Origin of the sequence: Aurantimicrobium sp. MWH-Uga1 (assembly GCF_003325955.1) — a bacterium.
Taxonomy (GTDB): domain Bacteria; phylum Actinomycetota; class Actinomycetes; order Actinomycetales; family Microbacteriaceae; genus Aurantimicrobium.
In genome coordinates, this window is sequence record NZ_CP030929.1 from 1,523,468 (window position 1) to 1,546,479 (window position 23,012).

The 23,012-nt window shown below is 52.6% G+C and carries 28 protein-coding genes; 10 read left to right on the top strand and 18 right to left on the bottom strand.

What is annotated here, in order from left to right:
- Positions 1 to 22 precede the first annotated feature (22 nt).
- Positions 23 to 1,297: an isochorismate synthase MenF gene (locus tag AURUGA1_RS07535; RefSeq protein WP_371412357.1), complete on the top strand. Its 1,275-nt coding sequence runs from the start codon at positions 23 to 25 to the stop codon at positions 1,295 to 1,297.
- Here AURUGA1_RS07535 and menD read toward each other — a convergent pair.
- Positions 1,294 to 2,988, bottom strand: coding sequence for a 2-succinyl-5-enolpyruvyl-6-hydroxy-3-cyclohexene-1-carboxylic-acid synthase (menD, locus tag AURUGA1_RS07540; RefSeq protein WP_240187361.1), 1,695 nt, complete (start codon positions 2,986 to 2,988; stop codon positions 1,294 to 1,296). The two genes, AURUGA1_RS07535 and menD, sit on opposite strands and share 4 nt — an antisense overlap.
- Positions 2,985 to 3,269 carry a PLDc N-terminal domain-containing protein gene (locus AURUGA1_RS07545; protein WP_114129575.1) on the bottom strand — a complete coding sequence of 95 codons (285 nt, stop codon included), beginning with the start codon at positions 3,267 to 3,269 and terminating at the stop codon, positions 2,985 to 2,987. The genes menD and AURUGA1_RS07545 overlap by 4 nt, the downstream gene beginning before the upstream one ends.
- 63 nt (positions 3,270 to 3,332) lie before the next feature.
- Here AURUGA1_RS07545 and AURUGA1_RS07550 point away from each other — a divergent pair, with 63 nt between their 5' ends.
- Positions 3,333 to 3,623 carry a DUF4229 domain-containing protein gene (locus tag AURUGA1_RS07550; RefSeq protein WP_114129576.1) on the top strand — a complete coding sequence of 97 codons (291 nt, stop codon included), beginning with the start codon at positions 3,333 to 3,335 and terminating at the stop codon, positions 3,621 to 3,623.
- On the opposite strand, the gene AURUGA1_RS07555 is transcribed toward AURUGA1_RS07550, so the two are convergent.
- From AURUGA1_RS07555 to AURUGA1_RS07565, 3 genes are read right to left on the bottom strand one after another with little or no spacing between them, the layout of a single operon-like run.
- Complete coding sequence (locus AURUGA1_RS07555; protein WP_114129577.1) at positions 3,594 to 4,505, bottom strand: 1,4-dihydroxy-2-naphthoate polyprenyltransferase; 912 nt, start codon at positions 4,503 to 4,505, stop codon at positions 3,594 to 3,596. The genes AURUGA1_RS07550 and AURUGA1_RS07555 overlap by 30 nt on opposite strands.
- A gap of 9 nt (positions 4,506 to 4,514) precedes the next feature.
- Positions 4,515 to 5,678 (bottom strand): AMP-binding protein, encoded by a 1,164-nt coding sequence (locus tag AURUGA1_RS07560; protein WP_114129578.1) that lies wholly within the window; start codon positions 5,676 to 5,678, stop codon positions 4,515 to 4,517.
- 2 nt (positions 5,679 to 5,680) lie between these two features.
- Positions 5,681 to 6,571 (bottom strand): 1,4-dihydroxy-2-naphthoyl-CoA synthase, encoded by an 891-nt coding sequence (locus AURUGA1_RS07565; RefSeq protein WP_114129579.1) that lies wholly within the window; start codon positions 6,569 to 6,571, stop codon positions 5,681 to 5,683.
- A gap of 46 nt (positions 6,572 to 6,617) precedes the next feature.
- On the opposite strand from AURUGA1_RS07565, the gene AURUGA1_RS07570 reads away from it, so the two are divergent.
- Positions 6,618 to 7,592, top strand: coding sequence for an o-succinylbenzoate synthase (locus AURUGA1_RS07570; protein ID WP_114129580.1), 975 nt, complete (start codon positions 6,618 to 6,620; stop codon positions 7,590 to 7,592).
- Here AURUGA1_RS07570 and ccsB read toward each other — a convergent pair.
- From ccsB to AURUGA1_RS07595, 5 genes are read right to left on the bottom strand one after another with little or no spacing between them, the layout of a single operon-like run.
- The gene (gene ccsB / locus AURUGA1_RS07575; protein WP_114129762.1) at positions 7,587 to 8,456 is read right to left on the bottom strand and encodes a c-type cytochrome biogenesis protein CcsB; all 870 of its coding nucleotides are present in this window, start codon (positions 8,454 to 8,456) and stop codon (positions 7,587 to 7,589) included. The genes AURUGA1_RS07570 and ccsB overlap by 6 nt on opposite strands.
- 44 nt (positions 8,457 to 8,500) lie before the next feature.
- Positions 8,501 to 10,126, bottom strand: coding sequence for a cytochrome c biogenesis protein ResB (locus AURUGA1_RS07580; RefSeq protein ID WP_114129581.1), 1,626 nt, complete (start codon positions 10,124 to 10,126; stop codon positions 8,501 to 8,503).
- On the bottom strand, positions 10,110 to 10,865 hold the full coding sequence (locus AURUGA1_RS07585; protein WP_114129582.1) for a cytochrome c biogenesis CcdA family protein: 756 nt from the start codon (positions 10,863 to 10,865) through the stop codon (positions 10,110 to 10,112). Before AURUGA1_RS07585 ends, AURUGA1_RS07580 begins: the two co-directional genes overlap by 17 nt.
- Positions 10,865 to 11,455, bottom strand: coding sequence for a TlpA disulfide reductase family protein (locus AURUGA1_RS07590; protein WP_240187362.1), 591 nt, complete (start codon positions 11,453 to 11,455; stop codon positions 10,865 to 10,867). The genes AURUGA1_RS07585 and AURUGA1_RS07590 overlap by 1 nt, the downstream gene beginning before the upstream one ends.
- An 8-nt stretch (positions 11,456 to 11,463) precedes the next feature.
- On the bottom strand, positions 11,464 to 12,123 hold the full coding sequence (locus tag AURUGA1_RS07595; RefSeq protein WP_114129584.1) for a histidine phosphatase family protein: 660 nt from the start codon (positions 12,121 to 12,123) through the stop codon (positions 11,464 to 11,466).
- A 66-nt stretch (positions 12,124 to 12,189) separates the two neighbouring features.
- Here AURUGA1_RS07595 and aspS point away from each other — a divergent pair, with 66 nt between their 5' ends.
- Complete coding sequence (aspS, locus tag AURUGA1_RS07600) at positions 12,190 to 13,500, top strand: aspartate--tRNA(Asn) ligase (protein WP_114129585.1); 1,311 nt, start codon at positions 12,190 to 12,192, stop codon at positions 13,498 to 13,500.
- A gap of 61 nt (positions 13,501 to 13,561) precedes the next feature.
- Here aspS and AURUGA1_RS07605 read toward each other — a convergent pair whose 3' ends face one another.
- Positions 13,562 to 13,822, bottom strand: a complete 261-nt coding sequence (locus tag AURUGA1_RS07605) for a glutaredoxin domain-containing protein (RefSeq protein ID WP_114129586.1) — start codon at positions 13,820 to 13,822, stop codon at positions 13,562 to 13,564.
- A gap of 96 nt (positions 13,823 to 13,918) precedes the next feature.
- Between AURUGA1_RS07605 and AURUGA1_RS07610 the strand changes: the two genes are divergently transcribed.
- Positions 13,919 to 14,299, top strand: a complete 381-nt coding sequence (locus AURUGA1_RS07610; RefSeq protein WP_114129587.1) for an SHOCT domain-containing protein — start codon at positions 13,919 to 13,921, stop codon at positions 14,297 to 14,299.
- Between the two features lie 58 nt (positions 14,300 to 14,357).
- On the opposite strand, the gene AURUGA1_RS07615 is transcribed toward AURUGA1_RS07610, so the two are convergent.
- From AURUGA1_RS07615 to AURUGA1_RS07630, 4 genes are all read right to left on the bottom strand, one after another.
- Complete coding sequence (locus AURUGA1_RS07615) at positions 14,358 to 14,660, bottom strand: Dabb family protein (protein ID WP_114129588.1); 303 nt, start codon at positions 14,658 to 14,660, stop codon at positions 14,358 to 14,360.
- Positions 14,657 to 14,914 carry a glutaredoxin family protein gene (locus AURUGA1_RS07620; protein ID WP_114129589.1) on the bottom strand — a complete coding sequence of 86 codons (258 nt, stop codon included), beginning with the start codon at positions 14,912 to 14,914 and terminating at the stop codon, positions 14,657 to 14,659. Before AURUGA1_RS07620 ends, AURUGA1_RS07615 begins: the two co-directional genes overlap by 4 nt.
- Positions 14,915 to 15,000: 86 nt before the next feature.
- A complete protein-coding gene (locus AURUGA1_RS07625) occupies positions 15,001 to 15,099 on the bottom strand; it encodes a 30S ribosomal protein bS22 (RefSeq protein ID WP_003792170.1) in 99 nt (32 codons plus the stop codon).
- Between the two features lie 81 nt (positions 15,100 to 15,180).
- On the bottom strand, positions 15,181 to 15,654 hold the full coding sequence (locus AURUGA1_RS07630; protein ID WP_114129590.1) for a helix-turn-helix transcriptional regulator: 474 nt from the start codon (positions 15,652 to 15,654) through the stop codon (positions 15,181 to 15,183).
- A 65-nt stretch (positions 15,655 to 15,719) separates the two neighbouring features.
- Here AURUGA1_RS07630 and AURUGA1_RS07635 point away from each other — a divergent pair, with 65 nt between their 5' ends.
- Entirely contained in the window at positions 15,720 to 17,138 is a 1,419-nt protein-coding gene (locus tag AURUGA1_RS07635; protein ID WP_114129591.1) for a TrkH family potassium uptake protein, read from the top strand.
- Positions 17,131 to 17,802, top strand: a complete 672-nt coding sequence (locus AURUGA1_RS07640; protein ID WP_114129592.1) for a TrkA family potassium uptake protein — start codon at positions 17,131 to 17,133, stop codon at positions 17,800 to 17,802. The genes AURUGA1_RS07635 and AURUGA1_RS07640 overlap by 8 nt, the downstream gene beginning before the upstream one ends.
- Here the strand turns inward: AURUGA1_RS07640 and proC are convergent, their stop codons facing one another.
- A complete protein-coding gene (proC, locus tag AURUGA1_RS07645; protein ID WP_371412358.1) occupies positions 17,803 to 18,654 on the bottom strand; it encodes a pyrroline-5-carboxylate reductase in 852 nt (283 codons plus the stop codon).
- Positions 18,655 to 18,700: 46 nt separating this feature from the next.
- On the opposite strand from proC, the gene AURUGA1_RS07650 reads away from it, so the two are divergent.
- Positions 18,701 to 19,663, top strand: coding sequence for a cation diffusion facilitator family transporter (locus AURUGA1_RS07650; protein WP_114129593.1), 963 nt, complete (start codon positions 18,701 to 18,703; stop codon positions 19,661 to 19,663).
- Here the strand turns inward: AURUGA1_RS07650 and tadA are convergent.
- Positions 19,660 to 20,130: a tRNA adenosine(34) deaminase TadA gene (tadA, locus tag AURUGA1_RS07655; protein WP_114129594.1), complete on the bottom strand. Its 471-nt coding sequence runs from the start codon at positions 20,128 to 20,130 to the stop codon at positions 19,660 to 19,662. The two genes, AURUGA1_RS07650 and tadA, sit on opposite strands and share 4 nt — an antisense overlap.
- A 236-nt stretch (positions 20,131 to 20,366) precedes the next feature.
- On the opposite strand from tadA, the gene AURUGA1_RS07660 reads away from it, so the two are divergent.
- Positions 20,367 to 20,984, top strand: coding sequence for a winged helix-turn-helix domain-containing protein (locus tag AURUGA1_RS07660; protein WP_114129595.1), 618 nt, complete (start codon positions 20,367 to 20,369; stop codon positions 20,982 to 20,984).
- Positions 20,985 to 21,168: 184 nt separating this feature from the next.
- Positions 21,169 to 22,590 carry a deoxyribodipyrimidine photo-lyase gene (locus tag AURUGA1_RS07665; protein ID WP_114129596.1) on the top strand — a complete coding sequence of 474 codons (1,422 nt, stop codon included), beginning with the start codon at positions 21,169 to 21,171 and terminating at the stop codon, positions 22,588 to 22,590.
- A 48-nt stretch (positions 22,591 to 22,638) separates the two neighbouring features.
- On the opposite strand, the gene AURUGA1_RS07670 is transcribed toward AURUGA1_RS07665, so the two are convergent.
- Positions 22,639 to 23,001, bottom strand: coding sequence for a rhodanese-like domain-containing protein (locus AURUGA1_RS07670; RefSeq protein WP_114129597.1), 363 nt, complete (start codon positions 22,999 to 23,001; stop codon positions 22,639 to 22,641).
- Positions 23,002 to 23,012: the final 11 nt, after the last annotated feature.

A 23,012-nucleotide genomic window follows, 5' to 3' on the forward strand; every position in this document is an offset into this window, starting at 1 on the left:
GCGCAGGCGTAGGCTGTCTCGAGTGAGTGTGAATACACAAGTTGGTCTCGTTGTCGAAACGGTGCCATTGGAGCAGATTCCAGAGTTGCTGGATCTGCTTGCGCCGTCGTCTCCTCTGCTGTGGTGGAGGCGCAATGAGGGAATGGTTGGCCACGACCCGCTCATCACACGTGTGTTCCGTGGCAAGGATCGTTTTAGGGAAGCAGCCGCTGACTGGCAAGAAATTGTTTCCTCCGCTGAGATCAGAGATCAGGTAAAGCTTCCTGGCACGGGCTTGATGGCTTTTGGCACTTTTGGATTCCGATACACATCTGCCGTTTCCAGCGTTCTCATCATTCCTCGACTGATTGTTGGTCGCCGCGGTGGAACCTCATGGCTTACTCGTATTCACCCAGCGTCAGAATCGGTTTTACCACTGAGTCTGGAGGAAGCACAGAACATTCTTGAGGAACTGATTTCGACATCAGGAAAAACTGGAACTACTCCTCATGTCACTCTGAGAGAGGGTGCCCAGACAGAGGCAAGCTTCCTTTCTTCTGTCAGTCGTGCTGTGGAACGCATCAACACGGGTGAGGTCGACAAGGTTGTTCTCTCACGCGATCTCCAGGGAAGTCTTTCCGAGAACTCAGATCTTCGCTTTCCTCTAAAACGCTTAGCTGAAAGCTATCCCGACTGTTGGACGTTCAGTGTCGACGGATTGTTTGGTTCGAGTCCGGAAACCTTGGTCGGTGTGCACGGAAACAAAGTTCAGGCTCGAGTATTGGCGGGAACAGCACGTAGAGGAAGTGACACAAACTCTGATCTTGAAAGCGCTGCCGCTCTTGCATCGAGCCACAAAGATCTCGACGAACATGGCTTTGCGACCCGTTCTGTTTTAGATGCTCTTGCACCCTTCACGGGAGCACTCACGGTCAGCGATTCACCCTTCACCTTGAAGCTGCCTAATGTCTGGCATTTGGCAACGGATATTGCGGGAACTCTCTCGACCGGATCCTCATCTTTGGATTTGGTGGATGCCCTGCACCCAACCGCAGCAGTCGCAGGAACTCCCACGGCAGTAGCAGTCACTGTGATTGATGACTTAGAACCATTCGATCGAGGAAGATATGCCGGTCCAGTGGGCTGGGTCGGTGCAAATGGCGACGGCGAATGGGCAATCGCACTGCGATGTGCCCAAGTTTCCGGGGGTACCATCACGGCATATGCCGGATGTGGAATAGTTTCTGATTCCATTCCAGAAAAGGAATTAGTCGAGACGGAAATGAAATTCCGACCGATTATTGACGCCTTTAGCTAACGAGTCAGCACAACTTCAATAATCTCTGGCCCTTCGCCTGCAGCAGTTAGAGCGCGTTCAAACTCACTCACTGTAGCCACTCTCGTGAATCTCCAGCCATATGCGGTAGCTAGTGCGTGGAAATCAACTTCTTGCGGAGTGAGGAAGACACGATCCATGCTTTCACGTGGAGCGGTCTGTCCTACCTCAAGAGCATCAAAGATTGTTCCACCGCCATCGTTTCCGATGATGACCTGAACACGTGGTCGGGTCTCTTGCTCACCAAAAAGAAGGGCTCCCGCATCATGTAGTGCTGCGAGGTCGCCGACCACAATCCTTGTCAACGCAGCCTCTGCCGCTAAAGCAATTCCTACGCCCGTTGCGATGTTGCCATCGATGCCGGCAAGACCTCGGTTAGCGTGAACGGCAATCTTCTTACCGCCAACAAATTTGTCGGCGACACGAATCAATCGTGAAGCGCCAAAGACTAAACGGTCGTGAGGCCACGTTGCACGCCAGACTGCATCTACAAGAAGTTCTCTGTTGAGGGGAACTCGTGATGCTGCGACTTCAGCTTTGAGGAATGCTTTCTTATCCTCAATGCTCTCCGAGCGTGACGCAGAAATGTTGGGTGCGGTTGCCAGTGCTGCATCAATGCTGTTCGTTTCAATTTCAGTAAAGACTTCCCGGCCGGTGTGAATCCATAGGCTGAGCCATTTCTGATCAACCTCACCAGGTTCAACCTCTACCTCGTTGACGAATGCTGCAACGTTGAGACCAGGGTTATACCCTTCTGGGGCTTGACTCCTCACAACAATCGTTTCAATTCCTGTCGTTGAGTCAGCAATGACTGCCGGAACTTCACGACTGAGCGTGGGGTGACCAAATACAATAATGCGTTCAATCTGGGAAGTGAGTTCAGGCATCGATAAGAGTTGGCGATAAGCAGGAACAAGATTCCTGCCATATCGAGCCCCACTTGTTACCTCCGCAATCAGCGGCCACCCACCCTCATGGGCAACTTCTTCAGCCCGAGGGCCAGCATCAGCTCCCGCAATAACAATGGTGCGAGGACCTCGGTCCAGTTGAACTGTGATTGCTGGCTCAGAATTTATCTGCGCATTGGTTGTTTGCTGACTTAGCTGGCGAAGATCAATGGGGGAGGACAGTGGCTCACGAAAAGCAAGATTGAGATGCACAGGGCCTGGCGCATAAGGATCTGTTGCTACTCGCCACGCCTGTTCAGCAAGTTCATGTGCGCGCCGAACAACGGTTCCTCCAGGAACTGGAGCAGGCTCGTCAATGCTGAAGCGAACTGCAGGGCCAAAAATGTCATGTTGATGTGTTGTTTGGTTACTACCGATTTCACGAAGCTCTTCTGGACGGTCAGCTGTGACAACAATCATGGGAACACCAGCATGGTGAGCTTCAAGAACAGCAGGATGCAGATTTGCTACTGCTGAGCCCGAGGTCGTGATTACTACTGCTGGGGTTGAAGTTTCGACAGCCATACCCAGTGCAACGAACCCAGCGATACGTTCATCGATGCGTACGTGTAATTTCACATCGCCACGACGCTCAAGTTCTGCAGCTACAAGAGCAAGTGCTTGAGAACGTGAACCCGGAGCTAGAACTATGTGTTCGACACCCAGCTCAATCAGAGAGGGAAGAAACTCAGCAGCAAAAACTGAGGAAGGTGCCGCCTTGGTCACGATGAGCCGCCGGGTGGATCTTTTGGTGGGAAATTCAGGCCACGGAGAAAGTCTGGATCATCATCAGGAGCAATAGTTCCGCGAGGGCCTTTGCCTTTGGGCCCGCGACCAACGGTGAACCACAGGATAGGTCCCACGACAGGTATCACAATGACAACCACTATCCACAAGCCCTTGGGAACTCCGCGAACACGGAATCGGTCCATGAATATCACATCCACCAAAGCAAAGACGGTGAGTGCGATAGCAATAGCGATACCGATGATGAATAACCGAGTCATGATGTATCTAAGTTTAGGCAGGCTCTGAGCTAGCACACAGCCTGTGACATTTAGACTGAATACGTGAAAAAGACTCAATGGCTCTGGTTCAGCCTCATTCGCTTGGCTGCTTTTGCTGTTCCACTGGTTATCACGCTCTTGTTGGGAATTACTCCCTGGCTTGCAGCTCTGCTATCAGCGATTATCGGTTTCTGCATTTCTTATATCTTCTTTGCGAACCGTCGCAATGCCCTCTCAACAACACTGTATGAAAAGCGCGCAGCCAAAGCAGCTGAAAAAGCAGACAAAGACGCTGAAGCCGAAGATGCTGAGGTAGAGAATCTGCTAGCTGAAGAAGGCAAAGGCCAGGCCTAAGCCATACAACAAACCAGTCAAGCTCGAAAGTTTGAGGGCGAGGACATATTCCTGTGCCGACTTAGATGTAATGGTGATTAGGCATGCGGGTAGCGCTGCCAAGAGCGCGAAATAGGTCAACTGCACTACAGGGTAGAACAAACCTAAATACGTAGCGATTCCGAAGGGAAGAAGAATAAGCACGCAGAACAAGACTGATGAAGCTCGCGCACCCATTCGAACGGCAAGTGTCTTTTTGCCAGCTTGAGTGTCGGTGGGAATATCACGGATGTTGTTGACGACGAGAACCGCACAAGAAATGAGGCCGATTCCCACTGCACCGAAAATGCTCTCGTCATTGACGAGCCCCGCCTGAACATAGGTTGTTCCCATCGTTGCAACCAAACCAAAGAAGATAAACACCATGACTTCACCTAAGCCGGCATATCCATATGGTCGCTTGCCGCCGGTGTAGAACCAGGCAGCTGCAAGAGCAAGAACACCGATTGCCGTAATCCACCACAGCTGGGTCATGATCTCAATAGCCAAGCCGGCCGCTGCGGCAATAGCGAAGAAAGCGAGGGCTACTGCAAGTACCCGCTTGGGTGCAACAGCTCCAGATCCTGTGAGTCGAGGGGGCCCCACACGAAAGTCATCAGTGCCACGAATGCCATCTGAATAGTCATTGGAGTAGTTGACTCCAATCTGCAACGAAAGCGCAACGACAAGGCACAGCAAAGCTAATGGTGCATTGAACTTGTCGACAATAGACGCTGCGCCTGACCCGATGAGAACAGGGGCAACGGCGAGAGGAAGTGTGCGAATGCGAGCACCAGAAATCCAATCGCCCACTGTTGCCGGTTTGGGCTTGTGCGACTGGTTCTTCTTCTTGGAAGTGCTCATACCTCGAGCCTACTTCTGTGCTGAGGCATATTCGGAAAGTGCAACCATGTCAGGTTTGCCTGAACTCAGCCGAGGAATCTCTGGGATGAAACAGACAACTTTGGGTGCTGCGACGCGTCCAAGTTCCGCAACGATAGCGTCATAAACCGTTGCAGAAATCTCGCCAGCATCAGGCTCGCCAGGGATAACCACTGCGGGACGAAGTCCCCATTCCGAATCTGGAATATGAACGACAACCCCGGAATTGCAGCCCTGGATGCCTGTAACAACAGCCTCGACAGCATCAAGATCGATCTTCAAACCTCCAGAAGTAATGATCCTATCGAGTCGTCCGAGCACCATCAGAACCCCATTAACAAAAGTCCCGGCATCTCCAGTCCTGTACCATCTCATTCCATTCCGATTAAGGAATACATCTGCACTTCTGATTGGATCACCCACATACTCGGTTGCCAACTGCGGTGCTGCAATGAGAATTTCGCCCGTGTCCGGATCAATCTCAATGGTCACCCCTGGAAGTGGAACACCGTCGTAGACACAGCCACCTGCGGTTTCACTGGAACCATAGGTAGTCACAATATTGAGACCTGCTTCTTCTGCTCTTTCGCGCAGTTCGCGCTCAAGTGCCTGGCCGCCAATCAAGATGGCAGACAATGACTGTGCGGTCTCTGCCCGCTCTGGGTGTTCCTCAATTTCATCGAGAACCCGAGCTAGTTGAACAGGAACAAGAGCTGTGTAGCGACGCTGTCCTGTCATCTGTTCAATGGCATCCAGAAACATCTGCGCATCGAAAGGTCCTGCTGACATAAAAACAGGATCAGTGTCCGAATAGAGAGAACGAACAAGTACAGAAACTCCCGCGATATAGGTCAGCGGTAACGCCAGTAGCCATTGCCCTGGTCCACCCAAGCGTTCGTGTGCTGCATTCGCACTTGCTTGAAGTGCAGCTGCGCTGAGAGCAACCGCCTTGGGGCGTCCAGAAGTACCCGAGGTTTGGATTAGCAGCGCAGTGCCATCAGGAGCCTGTGTAATTGTCTCTTCGTTGGCAGCCACAAGTCTGGATGCCCGAGGGTCTCTAACTAAGACGGCCGGTCCCTTGCCAGCGAGTGCACGCGCTAAATGTTCTTGCACCTGTTCAGGTGCAGTGGCATCACAGAGAACAATCTCGGTCATCTTTAGTAGTGCCAGGGAAAAGCAGACCAGTCAGGCTCGCGCTTTTCCAGGAAAGAGTCTCTGCCTTCGACTGCCTCATCTGTGCCATAAGCCAAGCGGGTCGCCTCCCCGGCAAAAACCTGTTGCCCCATGATGCCGTCATCAACCGCGTTGAAGGCGAACTTCAACATGCGAATAGCTGTAGGAGATTTCGTCATAATTGTGCGTGCCCAGGCAAGTGCTTCAGTCTCGAGATCGGCATGATCAACAACCTTGTTAACGGCACCCATTTCGTAGGCACGTTGTGCACTGTATTCCTCTGCAAGGAAGAACACCTCTCGCGCAAACTTCTGTCCAACCTGTCTGGCAAAATATGCGCTGCCGTATCCAGCATCAAAAGAGCCAACGTCGGCATCTGTTTGCTTGAAGTGAGCATGCTGCCGGCTGGCAATAGTCAGATCACACACAACATGCAGTGAGTGCCCGCCCCCGGCTGCCCATCCAGGAACTACTGCGATAACGACCTTGGGCATGGTTCTGATCAGACGTTGAACTTCCAGGATGTGCAAGCGGCCTGTGCCAGTGGAGCCATCTGCATATTCGTATCCAGCTTTTCCGCGAATTCGCTGATCCCCACCCGAGCAAAAAGCCCAACCGCCGTCCTTTGGGCTGGGGCCGTTGCCGGTGATGAGTACGACACCAACCTTGCTGTTCTGCCTAGCATCATCGAGAGCTCGATAAAGCTCATCTACTGTTTGGGGTCGAAATGCATTCCGCACCTCAGGACGATTAAAGGCAATACGAGCAACCTGCCCCATTACGTCGAGGTGGTAGGTAATATCCGTGAACCCTTCAGAACCGGGTGCGAGAACCCACTCAGTGGGGTCAAAAATCTCAGAAACCTCAGATGCCATAACACCAGCCTACGCAAGCTCAGGCGATGAGTGGGAGACTAGGCATGTGGAACCAACCCTCAACGAGCTCAGAAAGAGCGCACATGTGCTCTCTCTCCCGCTTGCTGTGAAATTTCGTGGTATCTGGTCACGAGAAATCATGCTCTTCAAAGGTCCCCGAGGGTGGACTGAATTTAGCCCCTTTGTTGAATACAACGATGATGAGGCGGTGAACTGGCTCAAGGCAGCGATTGAATTCGGCTGGACTGCCGCAGCGCCACTGGTTCGGGATTCAGTGATGGTCAATGCAACGATTCCCGCCGTGGATGCCGAGCAAGTCCGTGAAGTTTTAGCTCACTTCGATGGCTGCAGAACAGCCAAGGTCAAGGTGTGTGAATCAGGCCAGTCACTGGCAGAAGACATTGCCCGAGTGAGGGCTGTCCGTGCAGTCATGGGGCCTGAAGGACGTATTCGTCTAGACGCCAACGGTGGATGGAATGTTGATGAGGCAGAGCATGCTTTCCATGCTTTAGCCGAATTTGACCTCGAATATGTTGAACAACCCTGCTCCTCTCTCGAGGAACTGGCTGAACTACGCGAGCGCACCCACTACATGGACATCCCCATCGCTGCAGATGAGAGCATCCGCAAAGCCGACGATCCTCTTGCCGTTGCCCAGGCTGTCGCAGCAGACATTCTGGTGCTCAAAGCTCAGCCGTTAGGTGGTATTTCATCCATCCTTGAGATAGCTCAGCAAGTTTCTCTTCCCATCGTGATCTCGAGTGCGCTGGAATCTTCTGTGGGCATCTCGATGGGTTTGCATGCGGCAGCTGCTCTTCCGCATTTGGAGTATGACTGTGGTTTAGGAACTGCCTCGTTGTTGGCTGCTGATGTCACCAAGAGGCCTTTAGCCGCCCAAGCAGGTTCAATCCCCGTCCAGAGAGTTGATGTGGACGAAGAAATGCTGAGCAGCTTGGCCGCTCCTCCAGACACCATTTCGTGGTGGCAGGAGCGACTAGAACGCTGCTATGCCCTGCTATAAACCTGAGTAGGCGTGCAAGCCCTTGAAGAAGATGTTAACTACTGTGAAGTTGAAAATCACGGCAGCGAAACCAACAATGGCAAGCCACGCAGAGCGTGTTCCACGCCAGCCACGTGTCGACCGGGCGTGAATGTAGCCGGCGTAGACGGTCCAAATGATGAAGGTCCACACTTCTTTGGTGTCCCAGCCCCAGTAACGTCCCCACGCCTTTTCAGCCCAGATTGCGCCGGCGATAAGAGTGAAGGTCCACAACACAAAGCCGATGATGATGAGCCGGTAGGCGTAATTCTCAAGTTGAACAGAGTCTGGTAATCGGGTGAGGAATCCCAAACGGGTCTTTTCGTTGGCGGCGACTGCATTCTCTCGTTTCGTCTGAAGGAGTTGCATCAGAGAAAGCGCAAAGCCCAAGGCAAAGAACCCTGTTGCCAGTGTCGCCACAAAGACGTGAATAACCAACCAGTAGGACTGCAATGCTGGTGGAAGCGGAACAACTTCGACGTAGTAACGAGTTGCAGCCAGTCCCAGTAGCAACAGCACCAAACCGGTAATGAAGGCACCAAGGAACTTCATATCCCATTTGAGATTGACTATAAGGAACACGGCAACAATGACCAGAGTTCCTGTCATAGCGAACTCATACATGTTCGCCCAGGGAACTCGTGAGGCAGCAAATCCTCGCATCATGGTTGCAGCAAATTGGAGAATGAATCCCAACACCGTCAGCGACATCGCAATGCGAGCAAGCTTGCGACGTTCAGGAACGACCACGACAGTGCTGGCTTCGCCCACAGGTGCAGAGTCACTACTGGCACCCTTGGCTAGATCTAATGTGAACAGCACAAAGGCAATGGCGTAAATCGCCATCGAAGAGTAGAGGGCAAGGACGGAATACTGCGAAAGAGTGTCTGTCACGAATTCAATCCTAGAGCTCGGTGAATCTTCTCTTTGAGGGTATTGACAGCACTTTCCAAGCTTGGGTCATCACCACGAGCCAGACCAGCACATTCCGCTGTAACCGAACCATCAGAATTTTCTGTGACCGAAACCCACATGCGTCGACGTGGGATAAACAATGACACCAACAAGCCTGCGAGCGCAGCCATGGAGAAGAACAGCACCCAGCCTTGTGTTGGATCTCGGTGAATATCGAGCGAGACAAACTTCTTTACCCCGTCAAACGTGACCGTTCCCAAACCTTGTGGCAACTCGACAGTTTCACCAATTTTCATCTCGAGGGATTTCTGCGGAGCCTTGCGTCCAGCAAGCTTGGTCATGTCTTCGGTATCGAGTGCATAAACCGAACGCGGAATACCGTCATCAAGACCAAGGTCACCAGAGTAGACATCGAGAGTAAGTCGAGGATCAACAAGGTCTGGGTACATCGAGAAGAATGCTCCGCTGTGTCCCTCGCTGACCGTGGGGTAGAAGAACCCGATCAAGCCAACTTGTTCCTTCAGGCCATCTGGAAGTTTGATCACACCCAGTGAGGTCAGGTTTTTATCCTGTGGCAAGAAGTTCACCGAGTCGGTGAATATGACGTTGCCCTCAGGGTCACGAACAGTGACAGTAGGGGCGTAGCCATTACCCAGGAGGTAAACGTCAGTGCCCTCGATGCGCAAAGGCTCGTTAACTTTGATGACTTGCTTCTGGGGTTCTTGCCCCTTGACCTGGGTAGTCACCTCAGCGGTGTAGTCAACCGGCTGCCCGATAGCGTTCGTGTTTTGTTCCTCATAAACAGTCGTGAATTTGTCCAAGGTAATTGTGTAAGGCGGTAACGAAGAGGAGTTGAAGAATCGTCCTGGGTTGAACGAGTCGAAGGCAATCAAACTGTTCGTGAATGCTTGGCCCTCATAAATTGCGCGCTGGCCCGCAAAGCCAAAGCCACCGCCGAAACCAACCGCAATGAGAACACCCACGAGCGCAAAGTGGAAAACAAGGTTTCCTGTTTCCCGCATATAGCCACGCTCTGCCGAAACTGTAATGGCTGCCGGACTGACGAGCTTCCCCGTGCCTGTTGCAGGCCGGTCATAGCGTGCAACGCGGTAACGGTCTGCTTTGAGCACAGCTTTGGATGCCTCGAGCACCTCTTCAGCACTCTTGCCCGATACGGTGAGTTCTGCATGAGCAGGAAGGCGTCCCAGGTTTGCCGGAGTTGCCGGGGGCTGTGCACGCAATGCCTCAAAGTGGTGCTTCGTGCGAGGAAGAACACAGCCAATCAGAGAAATAAAGAGAAGCAAATATATAGCTGAGAACCAGGCTGACGAATAGACATCGAAGAGCTGGAACTGATCCAAGATAGGTGCCACGTCTTTGTGGTCAACAAAGTATTGGCTGACACCGTTGGGATCGGAGCTGCGCTGGGGAACCAGTGATCCAGGAACAGCAGCAATGGCGAGCAGAAGAAGCAACAGCAATGCAGTACGCATACTGGTGAGTTGACGCCAGAACCAACGCAACCAGCCAACAACTCCTAATTGAGGGTTAACGATTTTTGCGTCAGCAGCGGAGTCGTAGTGATCAGATGGTCGGGACAAAGTTACTGATCACCGCCTGCAGTTGATAAATCCATTGAGTCCACAATCCTGTCACCATGAGTACACCCAACACGATGAGCAAAATGCCGCCAAAGATGTTGATGGCGCGGATGTGACGCTTCAAGAATGCCACGGAACCGATTGCCCAGCTCAATCCGAAGGCAAGCAGGATGAAGGGGATACCCAGACCGACGCAGTAGGCAAAGCCCAAGAGTGCGCCCCGCCATGGCGAGGCAGTATCAATACTCAAAGACAAGATGGCGGTGAGGGTCGGGCCAATACAGGGAGTCCATCCCAAACCGAAAACGACACCAAGAAGTGGTGCGCCGGCAAGGCCTGTTGCTGGAGAAATGTTGAGCTTTGCTGTGCGTTGGAAGAAACCAAACTGGCCGATGAAAATCAAACCCATCGCAATAACCACAGTGCCAAGAATGACGGTAATAAGTTCCTGCCATTGAAGAAGCCAAGCTCCCACCGCCCCAAAAGCTGCACCATAAGCAATGAAGACCGCTGAGAATCCCGCGATGAACAGCGACACCCCAGCTACCATGCGCCACATGTTGGCGCGACGGGTTTTGGCATCACGTGCCGGCGCGCTCACACCACTGACATAGGCGAGGTATCCCGGTACCAGCGGAAGCACACACGGTGACGCAAAGGAAATAAGACCGGCAAGGATTGCCAAAGGGATGGCGATAAGAAGCTGCCCGCTGTAAACCAGTTCGCCCACGTTCTGCATTAACCCGTGCTCTTTTCTGCAGCAACGTCGTTAATCAACGTGGTCAAAATAGATGGGCTTTGCAGCTGCCCAAGAATTCGAGCTGCAACACGTCCTTGAGCATCCAACACCAATGTGGTGGGAACTGCGTTGGGAGGAACTTGTGAGGCAAAAGAAAGTTGAGCTTGCCCGTTTTGATCCATGATGCTGGGGTAGGTCACACCAAATCGCTCATTGAAAGAGATTGCTGTCGCTGCTTGGTCACGGACATTGACACCTAAGAAATTGACGCCGGACGGGGAGGTCTCCTGATACACCTGCTCGAGATCAGCTGCTTCAGCGCGGCAGGGAGCACATCCCGCGTACCAGAAATTCACCACGAGAACATTGCCGAGATACTGCTCAGAGGTAACAGTTTCACCATTTTCAGTGGTGCCCGTAAATGTGATGGGCTCACCACGGTTCTCCAGCAGAATCTCGGTGACTGAACCGTCTCCAGCAATGTAGTTCTTGTTTGAACCTTCTCGATACTGTTCAGCAAGAGGGTCTGATGAACAACCGGTTAGCGACAGTGCAATGACAGCTACGCCAACAACTAAAGTGCGCGTCATTCGTGAACTCATACAGCTCCCACATCCAATGCTGCGGCTGTGAGCTCTGCGGCAGGTTCAACATAACCAACCTCGACAAAACCTAATTCAGGCTTAAGCGGGTCTATCAATTCGAGAGTCGTAATGCTCGAGAGCGTGCACCGGCGAGAGCGGGGGTCATGAAACAACTTTTTCCCATTGACATCCCGGTGAACCATCCAGATGGGTAATTGGTGGCTGACAATGACAACATCACCTTCAGTACCAGAAACAGCTGCGTCCATCATTGCTTCTCTCATCCGTGAAGCAATGGATTGGTAAGGCTCACCCCAACTGGGCTTGAAGGGATTAATGAGGTATTTCCAATTACCAGGATCTTTCAATGCAGATTCTGGTCCACGCATTTTTTTACCTTCAAATGCGTTGGTCGGTTCAATCACACGCTCGTCGAGTTTCACTGGCAAGTTCAGTGCCTTAGAAACGGGTGCCGCAGACTCTTGTGTCCGCTGAAGTGGGGAGGCAATGAGCTGAGAAAATGTGCGCCCACGGCTTGCTAAATCCTCCGCGGCGAGTGCCGCCATCTGGTGTCCTGCCGCAGAGAGTCCGTATTCAGGTAGGCGTCCGTAGAGCACCCTATTCGGGTTGTAGACCTCGCCGTGTCGGACAAGGTGCAACTGCGTGGCGACCATACTTCTAAGTCTACGGAAGCCTTTCCGGTGAATTCGCCGAGAGTCGGCCGGCTAAACTTGGGTCTCGTGACTGAACGCATCGTAATTAAAAACCTGGCAACTATTCCCGAGGGCCCCGTGACGGTGGCTGGTTGGGTAGATAAGGTCCGTGACCAGAAGAAAGTACAGTTCGTTGTGCTCCGAGATGAGAGTGGCGCAGCACAGCTGGTACACCCCCGTGCCGAAGAATCTGATCCTCTCGCTGACATCATTTCTGGTTTAGCTACCGGTTCTTTCATCCGTGTCACAGGTGAACTCAAGCTTGATGAGCGTGTGAAGCTCGGTGGCCTAGAAATCAAAGTCTCTGACATCGAAGTCGTCAGCGCAGCTAACCCTGAAACTCCTATCGCTGCCGACAGTGGCATTGATAAGCGTTTAGATTGGCGCTTCCTCGACCTTCGTGAAGCGCGCAACAACCTCATCTTCCGCGTCGAGACCACTCTCGAGCACGCAATGCGCTGCTACTGGATTGAGCGTGACTTTATTGAGATTCACACTCCCAAGCTCATGGCCAGTGCCAGCGAATCTAACGCTGAGCTGTTTGAGGTTGACTACTTCGAGGGGAAGGCATATTTGGCCCAGTCCCCACAGTTCTTCAAGCAGATGGCCCAGTCAGCTGGCTTTGGCAAGATTTTTGAAATCGGCCCCGTTTTCCGCGCTGACCCTTCATTTACTTCGCGTCACGCAACCGAGTTCATCTCGGTTGATGCCGAGATGAGCTGGATTGACAGCCATGAAGACGTGATGAAAATGCAGGAAGAGCTTCTTGTTGCTGCATTGACTGCCGTGAAGGAAAAGCACGGCGAGGAAATCAAGGAACTCTTCGACGTTGACGTTGTCGTCCCAACTATTCCTTTCCCCCGTATTCCTCTAGCTGAAGCCAAGAAGATTGTTGCCAAGCGCGGCTATGAAGTTCCTCGTAACGATGACGACATGGACCCCGAAGGCGAGCGCCAGATTGCAGCTTACGTTGCAGAAAAGTATGGTCACGAGTTTGTCTTCCTCACCGACTACGCAACGAGCATTCGCCCGTTCTATCACATGCGTAATGCTGAAGATCAGACCATCACTAACAGCTACGACCTGATTTGGCGTGGAACAGAAATCACTACCGGTGCTCAGCGTGAACACCGCATCGACATTCTCGAAGCCCAAGCTCGGGAAAAGGGTCTGGATCCGAAGGAACTCGAGTTCTACCTCGACTTCTTCCGATACGGCGTTCCTCCCCACGGTGGTTTCGGTATGGGTCTTTCACGAGTGTTGATGCTGCTTCTGCACCAGCCCAACCTGCGCGAGGTTACCTACCTGTTCCGCGGTCCAAACCGGCTGACTCCGTAAGTTCAGTGACTTAACGAACAAACGCCTCCCGTTAGGGAGGCGTTTGTCTTTCACACTTGAGTTAGATTGCTCCGAGCTCGGTGAGCTTGGCGTGAAGTTCGCTATCGCTGGGCTCACACTGCACAGCGCCATCTGGGAAAGCGATGACCGGGATGTTCTTTCGTCCCGCAAGGCCGGCTGCGACATCAGCTGCTTCTGGTACTTCCTCGAGATCAACGTAGTCGTAATCAACATTGAGGGTGTCGAGGAGAGATTTGGAGCGGCGGCAGTCGCCACACCACATTGCGCCGTATAAGGTGATTTTCCCTGTGGATTCAGTCATAAATAACAGACTAACCCCCTAGAATCAGTGCTTGGGGAAAATTTCCCACGCTAGTTAATCCTTTTGTGATTGCTGGCACTCCTGAAAGGTTTACACATGCAGTTCACTGACTTCCTCTGGACATTCCTGTTCGCGTTCCTTCTGATCGCGTACATCATGATCTTCTTCTCCATCATCACTGACCTCTTCCGCGACCACACCATTGGTGGCGGCGCCAAGGCTCTGTGGGTAATCTTCCTGATTCTTCTCCCATTCGTTGCAGCGCTGGTTTACCTCATCGCTCGCGGTAACGGTATGGCTCAGCGCCAGCAGGCTGCAATGGCTGCTGCAAAGAAGGAAACTGACGACTACATCAAGCAGGTCGCTGGTACCTCTCACGCAGACGAGATTGCTAAAGCACAGGCTCTCAAGGACTCTGGTGCAATCACCGCAGCTGAGTTCGCAACCCTGAAGAAGAACATTCTCGCAGGTAAGTAATTTCACTCACAAAGGGCCCGGGAGTAATCCCGGGCCCTTTGTCATTAAGTCTTGAGCTTTAGAACTCGTAGTCAACAGCGGTGCGCTCGACTGCGTATTTCTTGATGACCTGTGCTGCTTCTTCATGAGCTGGGTGAGATGCATAGGCGGCAAGACCTTCTGCATCATCAAACGTTGAATCGAGGACTACATCAAAGTTTGCTCCCACGAATAAAGCATTGGGTCGGACTGTCAGCGAACGCAGGCTGGGAACGACACCGTTGAGGCCTTCGAGAGCCACGCGCATCTCTTCAGCTTGTGCGAGCTTCTCTTGCGCAGAGTCGGCTCCTAACTTCCACATCACAATGTGACGAATACTCATGAGCGCTCCTTCAAAGCATGGCGAAGGCGATCCGGATCGATGCGCCAATAGTTGTGAACTTTGCCGTCAATTAACAGCACGGGGATTTGATCCCAATAGGAATCGTAAAGATTTTGATCGTCTTCAATTGATTGATGTTCCAGAACAACCTGATTTGTTTCGAAATCAGCAAGAACACCTGTGATAGCCGCCTCAGCGTCTTCGCAAAGGTGGCAACCAGGTTTGCCAATCAAGGTGAGGGTTATCGCAGACACCACTCCAGACTAGGACACTGTCCAAGCGTGCAAAAAGCGCCAGACCTGATGGTCTGACGCCTTTGTGCTGACAAGAAGTAGGCTGACTACTTCTTGTTGCGACGCTGGTGACGAGTCTTACGAAGCAACTTACGGTGCTTCTTCTTCGCCATACGCTTGCGGCGCTTCTTGATGACTGAACCCACGGAAACCTCACAAAAATCGGGTTAGACCGCAACGGTGGCGGTCAGAGCAAGGCAATTAATGCCTCGTGGAAGTCTAGCGGATTACTTGCGACCCTTTTTACGCAAGCCAGAAGTAAGTTTGTTCACAGCATCTTTGGTGCTGTTTTGAAGATCACCAAATGCCTGAGTTACCTGGAAGACCGTCGTTGCAGCAGCGCTACCGACAGAGCTTCCTGCTGCTGTGACAGCTTCGCTTGCAAACAAACGCTCATCATATTCGTCGCTCGAAGAACCAGGGAAGTTCACGCTCAAGAACGGGATTACCCAATCCTCAAGCTCTTCTAGTGGGGTTGGGTCAAGGTGGTAAAGACGGTGCTGGCCATCTTCACGAACACCCACAACGCCTGCTTCGCGAAGTACCTTCAGCTGTTTGGAGACGGTGGGCTGGCTGAGGCCGGTGCGAGAGACCAGTTCGGAAACACTCATCTCACCTGTGGAGGTGCTCAGGTTTTCCAGCAAGATTTGCAGAATCTCGCGACGAGTTTCGTCCGCAACAACGTCAAATATGTCAGCCATATATCTAGGTTAGCGTCCCTCAACACCGCGTAGCATTGGAGAAGTTAATCAGAGAGGGAAACAGGTTGGCTTCTTCACCACAACTCTCTCTGCCTGCGCGCATTCGTGAAGGGCTTGAAGCATTTGCGTCGAGGTCACCGTCTCGTTTTGCGATTCTGATCTTTGCGTCATTGATTATGGTGTTCACGCTTCTTTTAGCTCAACCATTTGCCAGCGCAACGGGTGAGCCCACTGCATTTGCAGATGCATTCTTTAACGCCATGTCGACTATTTGTGTGGCAGGTTTGAGCACAGTTGATATGGCGACGTATTGGTCGCCCCTTGGAAACGCCATCATCTTCACAGGAACCCAGGTGGGTGCGCTCGGTGTTCTGACGTTGGCCTCCATCTTGGGAACAATCATCTCTGGTCGCCTAGGATTGCGTGCTCGACTGATGGCAGCCAGCGACACCAACCCGATGCGAATTCACTCTGGTCCCGTAGCCGAAGGTCAAGCCATTCGACTTGGCGAAGTCGGTGGCCTGCTAGCCACTGTTGCCCTCAGTTTGATCATCATTGAAACCACCATTGCTTTGCTCATGCTTCCTAGCGTCCTCTCTGCTGGTTATTCGCTCGGTGAAAGCTTGTGGTACAGCTTCTATTACTCAGCAATGGCATTTACCAACACCGGCTTCACCCCCAACGTTGGCGGACTGGCACATTTTGCTCATGACTACTGGTTTCTCACCTTGATCATGGTTGGGGTTTTTCTCGGAAGTGTCGGTTTTCCCGTCATCTATGCGCTCAGTCGTAACCTCAGACACCCGCGGAGATGGTCACTGCACGTGAAGCTGACCCTCGCAACCTGGGCCATTTTGTGGTTTGGGGGAATCGTGGGATACCTCATTCTGGAGCCAGGTAATTCTCAAGTGTTCACGGGCATGGGCCCAGGTGAACTGACGTATCAAGCTGCATTCCTGTCCACCATGTCACGTTCTGGTGGTTTTAATTTGGTTGATATCTCACAGCTAGATTCTTCCACTTTGCTGTTCACTGACATGCTCATGTTTATTGGTGGTGGCTCGGCCTCTACCGCCGGTGGTATCAAAGTGACAACGTTCGCCGTCTTGATTCTTGCTGCCATTGCTGAAGCTCGTGGACGTTCCTCGATTGAAGCTTTCAAACGTCGTATTCCTGGAGACGTGCTACGTCTAGCTGTGAGCGTAGGTCTCTGGGGTGCAACCACAGTTGCTATCGGCACACTGATCATCAGTGAGCTCACGGATGCGCCACTGGAGTATGTGCTTTTCGATGTCATTTCTGCCTTTGCCACCGTGGGAATGTCCACCGGAGTGACAGCAGAATTGTCAGATCCTGGTCTCTATGTTTTAGCACTTGTCATGTTCATGGGTCGCGTCGGTACAGTGACTATGGCGGCAGCTTTGGCTGCAACACAAGTGGGACAATACTTCACCCGCCCCGAAGAAAGGCCGATCGTTGGTTGATCACAAAAAGAAGAACAATGCCGTACTGGTTATCGGCCTAGGCCGTTTTGGTGCTGCAACTGCCGGGCAACTCGATCGCCTCGACCGGGAAGTTCTCGCCGTGGACACAGACATGGAACTTGTCCAGAAGTGGTCCGAGCGTGTCACTCACGCAGTGCAAGCCGATGTGACCAACATTGATGCCCTCAAGCAAATTGGTGCCGAGGAGTTCTCAACTGCAGTTGTTGCCGTGGGCTCTTCTATCGAGGCAAGTGTCCTCATTACCGCAAACTTGGTTGACCTCGGCATTCCAGATATCTGGGCGAAAGCAATTAGCAAATCTCACGGACAGATTCTCACGCGCATCGGAGCGATGCACGTGATTTACCCCGAAGCAGAAGCTGGTGAGCGTGTTGCTCACCTGCTTTCAGGGCAAATGCTCGACTTCGTTGAGCTGGACACTGACTTCGCCATCGTAAAGATGTATCCCCCGCTGGCTATTCAGAACAAGACTCTGGCTGAGGCGGCACTGCGTCGCGACTACAAGATCACCGTCGTGGGCGTAAAGAAGCCTGGCGGTTCATTTGTGTACTCCACGGCTGACACGTTTGTCGAGGCACGTGACCAAATTATTGTTTCTGGTCACCCCGACGACATTGAGAAGTTTGCTGACTTAGTAAAGTAACTATTCTCCGCGAGCCATTTCCTCAGAACGAGCAATTGCCGCTTGAGTTCCCTTGAGCATTATTGCTTCGATATTTGCGTCATCAAAGACCGCAATGGCACGTTCGGTGCTTCCCTTGGGGCTGGTTACTTGACGGCGTAACTCCTGGGGTTCCTCACCGGATTGTGCAAGTAGTTCAACAGCGCCACGGAAGGTGCCCTGCACCATTGTCTGTGCTTGCTCAGCACTAAATCCGTGGGTAATGGCCACTTTGGTGAGTTGTTCGATGAAATAGAACACGTAGGCAGGACCAGAGCCCGAGATTGATCCCAGTGCATCAATCATGTTCTCCGGCAGGACGATGACTTCCCCCACGGTGGAGAACATGTCACAAATAAGGTCGAGCTGAGCTGGGGTGGAGCGTGTTCCAGCAGCAATGCCAGTCACACCCAAGCCGATCTTGGAGGGTGTGTTGGGCATGGTTCGAATAACAGAAACATGTTCAGGAAGGTGAGCTTCCATGGTTGCCGTCGTCACTCCGGCGGCAACGCTGACGACGATTGCACCCTCGGCGAGCGCGGGAGATATTTCATCTAACAGATCTGGAACCATTGCTGGCTTGACCGCCACAAGCACTATGGACGCACCGCTAACTGCCTCGAGGTTTGCTTCGGGGTTAGTCGCGGTTGCCCAGGCTTGCACCCGTGGTTCGTTATCGAATGTCGCTGCGTTGTCGGCACTTCTGTTCGTCACGCGAATTGCTTCCTCCACACTGACGTGTGGAGCAAGGAGACCGGCAAGAATTGCTCTGGCCATGGATCCGGCACCAAGCATTGCGATAGTGGGCAGGGTTACCTGTGTTTTTTCACTCACCCGCTCATTCTAGGATTGACTCAAGACGATTGAGGGAGATACGTCCATGAGTGCAACCGGTGGTACCAAGGCAATCATTGCTGCACTGCTCGCAAACCTGGGTATTGCTGCCACAAAGTTCATCGCTTGGGCGCTCTCCGGCGCTACCTCTCTTCTTGCTGAAGCAGTGCACTCTCTCGCCGACTCAGGTAACCAGGTGTTGCTCCTCATCGGCGGTCGCAAAGCTAAACAGCGCGCTGATGGCAAGCACCCTTTCGGTTACGGTCGCGAACGCTACGTCTATGCCTTTGTTGTCTCCATCATCTTGTTCAGCGTCGGTGGTGTCTTCTCTCTCTATAAAGGTTTCCACAAGCTCCAGCATCCTGAACCACTCGAGATGTGGTGGCTTCCTCTGCTTGTTCTCTCCATCGCAATTGTTTTAGAAAGCCTTTCTTTACGCACAGCTATTCGGGAATCTAACCCTCACCGAGGTGATGCCTCGTGGATTCAATTTGTTCGTCACGCCAAAGCTCCAGAGCTTCCTGTGGTTCTTCTGGAAGATACGGCTGCACTGGTTGGTCTTGTGCTCGCGTTTTTTGGTGTGAGTCTCACGGTGATCACCGGCGATAGTCTCTTCGACGCTCTGGGCACCATTGGCATTGGAATTCTTCTCATCGTGGTGGCCATCATCCTGGGCATTGAAACAAAGAGTTTGCTCATCGGTGAAGGTGCAAGTGTCGAGGATGTACAGGCCATTGAGAAGGCCATCATTTCTGGTGGAGAAACCGAGGGCATCATTCACATGAAGACCCTCTACCTGGGTCCCGACGAGTTTCTCGTGGCAGCTAAGTTAGCGTTCCCGGCAGAGCTTCGCTTCTCTGAGGTAGCCAAGGCCATCGACACTATTGAGAGTCGTGTACGCGAAACCGTACCGGCTGCTCGGGTTATTTATCTCGAGCCGGACGTTGCACGGGTTGACCGTACTGAATCACTAGCAACGGATGCCATCGTGATCAAGGGAACTGACTAACCTAGTTTTTCTCGGAAAAACTCAGTCAATAACTGTCCGCATTCTTCGGCGCGGACACCAGAAATCACTTCAACTTGATGGTTGAGCCGGCGGTCACGAAGCAGATCAAAAACAGATCCAGCTGCGCCTGCTTTTTCATCCCAGGCACCATAGACAACGGTGGGTATGCGTGCGGCAAGTATTGCTCCGGCACACATCACACAAGGTTCTAGGGTGACAATGAGTGTGCAGTCATCCAATCGCCAACTTCCCAAACTGGCAGCTGCTGCTCTAATGGCCATCACTTCAGCGTGACCGAGTGGGTCCTTATCGCGCTCTTTAGTGTTTCTTCCAGTGGCGATCACCTCACCTGTGGCGTTCACAATAACTGCTCCTACAGGAACATCATCGGAGTGTGCACAGGCACGTGCCTGCTCAAGAGCAAGCTCCATCTGAGCCTTGCGCTCTGCAGAGGTGGGGACAGCCATGCATTCAGCCTATATCGGCTTATTTGACAGGGTTTAGCTACGTCCGGTTAACTTATCTGTATGACATACGGAGCTCACACCACCTGTGGTGACCGCGGCATGATGCCCGCGATGAGCTGTGCCTGCCGTCGAATGTGTTGCAGCAACTAATCTTCCTCGCTCCATTTCTCGACTTTCAACACATCGCCCGTATTTAGCTGGCTCGATGTTTTTCGGCACAACAAAGGATTCCCCAGATGTCTACTCCCCACGAACGCCCACAACCTAAAGGCTTTGCCTTGTATGTCGGGCTGGATGAAGCAAGCGCGGCTGAGCGTGGTCTCGATCTTGGCAAGGTTGTCGAAGCGCTCAAGAAGCTCACGAACGAACTCGTCCCTGGTACTGAGACCTACGCCGCTGTTGCGTTAGCGCCCGCAAGCGCCAAAGGCCGCCAGGTTGATTTAGTCCGTCTGGCCCTGCAGGAGCCTTCTGCGGTAGCGAAATACAAACCTGAAGATGAGTTTGAACCTTCCGACGGTGACGGTGGTGTTGTCGTAGACATCTCGCGCAAACGTGTCCTCATCGACTACCAAGCAGCACCGCTGACGTTTAAGGAATTTGAACTGCTGCAGTTCCTTGTCGTCCATAAAGGCGAGACCATCAGCCGTGAAGAAATCATCAAAGCCCTGTGGCGAGAAGATGATCTCGATATTCCTAACGAACGAACAATTGACGTTCACGTGAGACGCCTTCGCTCCAAGCTAGGCCGCTTCGAGGACATTATTCGCACCGTTCGTGGTGTGGGCTACCGCTATGACCAGCACGCTGATGTCACGGTCATGCACGCAGGAACCCCTAGTCCAGATCTTTTCTAAATCATTCACAGGGAACACAAAGAAAAAGTTCTTCCCTGCCGTTACCTTTTCGTTATAAAGTGACTATACGAGCGTTACTTGCTGTGGTGGCCTCGTGAATGTGATTGCAAAACTCTTGGTGTAAAACAAGGGCCGATTGGATGCCTCTTCCGATCGGCCCTTTCCCATTGCCTAGGCTGTACCTATGACCTGCACAATCGTTTGGCTTCGAGATGACCTCCGCGTTGCAGATAACCCTGCCCTAGCTGCCGCCGTTGAACTCGGCGAACCTGTTGTTGTGGTTTACATCCTCGACGAGGTTAGCCCGGGCATTCGGCCGTTAGGTGGGGCGACCAAATGGTGGCTTCACCACAGCCTCGTTGCGCTCGCGGACAAAGTGCGCCGCCTAGGTGGCGAGCTCATTCTCAAGCAGGGTGCCTCAGCAGACATTATTCGAGGTCTCATTCGCGAGACCAATGCCAGTGCGTTGTATTGGAACCGCCGCTATGGCAAACCAGAACGTGATCTAGATGCCAGCATCAAGGAATATGCCAAGGCGTCAGGAGTTGACGCCCACTCTTTCCAAGCGAATGTTTTATTTGAGCCGTGGACAGTCCGGACAGGTAATGACACCCCATACACCGTCTTTACTCCGTTTTGGAAGTCATGTCTCAACCGTCCTACTCCGCCACGATTACCCATCCCTGCACCCACAGAACTCATTCCACCGGCAACCCAACCCGCTAGTGATGAACTGAATTCCTGGAATCTGCTGCCGACTTCCCCAAACTGGGCTCTTGCTTTCGACCACCGCTGGAACGTGGGAGAAAACGGAGCGCATCAGGCACTCGAGCGTTTCTTTGATTCGCGCATCACCAGATATGCCAAGGGTCGTGACTTCCCTTCGGAGTACTCAACCAGTGAGCTTTCTCCTCATCTTCGGTGGGGTGAAATCAGCCCGTTCCAGATTTGGCATGCCACAGATGAATTCCGACGCAAGATGGGAAATACCGGCGAGATCACAACCAATGCCACCAAATTCCTCTCCGAGCTGGGCTGGCGTGAATTCAGCTACCATCTGCTTTATCACTGGCCAGAGCTAGCCACCGTAAACTTTGATGCCCGCTTTGATCACTTCCCTTGGGGCCCAGCAGACCCAGACATTCTTGATGCTTGGCAACAAGGAAGAACCGGAATCCCTCTCGTGGATGCAGGTATGCGGGAATTGTGGCAAACCGGCTACATGCACAACCGCGTCCGGATGGTGGCTGCTTCATTCCTGATCAAGAACCTGCTGATTGATTGGCGTATCGGTGAAGCTTGGTTCTGGGACACCCTGGTTGATGCGGACCCTGCCAGCAACGCTGCCTCGTGGCAGTGGGTAGCGGGCAGCGGTGCTGATGCTGCACCCTACTTCCGAGTTTTCAACCCCATGCTTCAAGCCGAAAAGTTTGACCCCAAGGGTGAGTATCTCCACCGCTACTTAGGTGACTACGAGCACCCCATGCTCAGCGGATACCCCGAACCAATTATTGATCTTCTTGAAACTCGAAATCGTGCCCTTGAGGCGTTCAAGACTCTCGGTGATATTCCTCGTCAGATTCGTCCACCTGTCGTGGACCTGTGACACAAGAACCCCACCAGTGGTGGGGTTCTTGATGAAATGTGCGTGAGACTACTGAACGATTGGAATTCCTGTAGCTGCCGAAGCATTTTCTTTTGATCCACCATCTGTGACATTGGTGAATCCTGCTGCTTTCATTTGTGCAACCGCAGCTGCAGAGCGGTTACCGGAGCGGCAGTAGACGTAGTACTCGCCATCAGTCGGAAGCTGACTCAAAATAGAGGCGAAGTCCGGAGACTGGACATCAATGTTCACAGCGCCTTCGAGGTGACCTTCAGAGTATTCAGATGGTGTGCGAACATCAATCACGATGGCATCTGGGCCTAACGTGACGGGTTCAGCTGAGGGGGCACATGCCGCGAGAGTAAACACCGCTGCAAAGGCGAGGGCAAGTATGGCGAGAATTTTCTTCATGTGCACAAGAG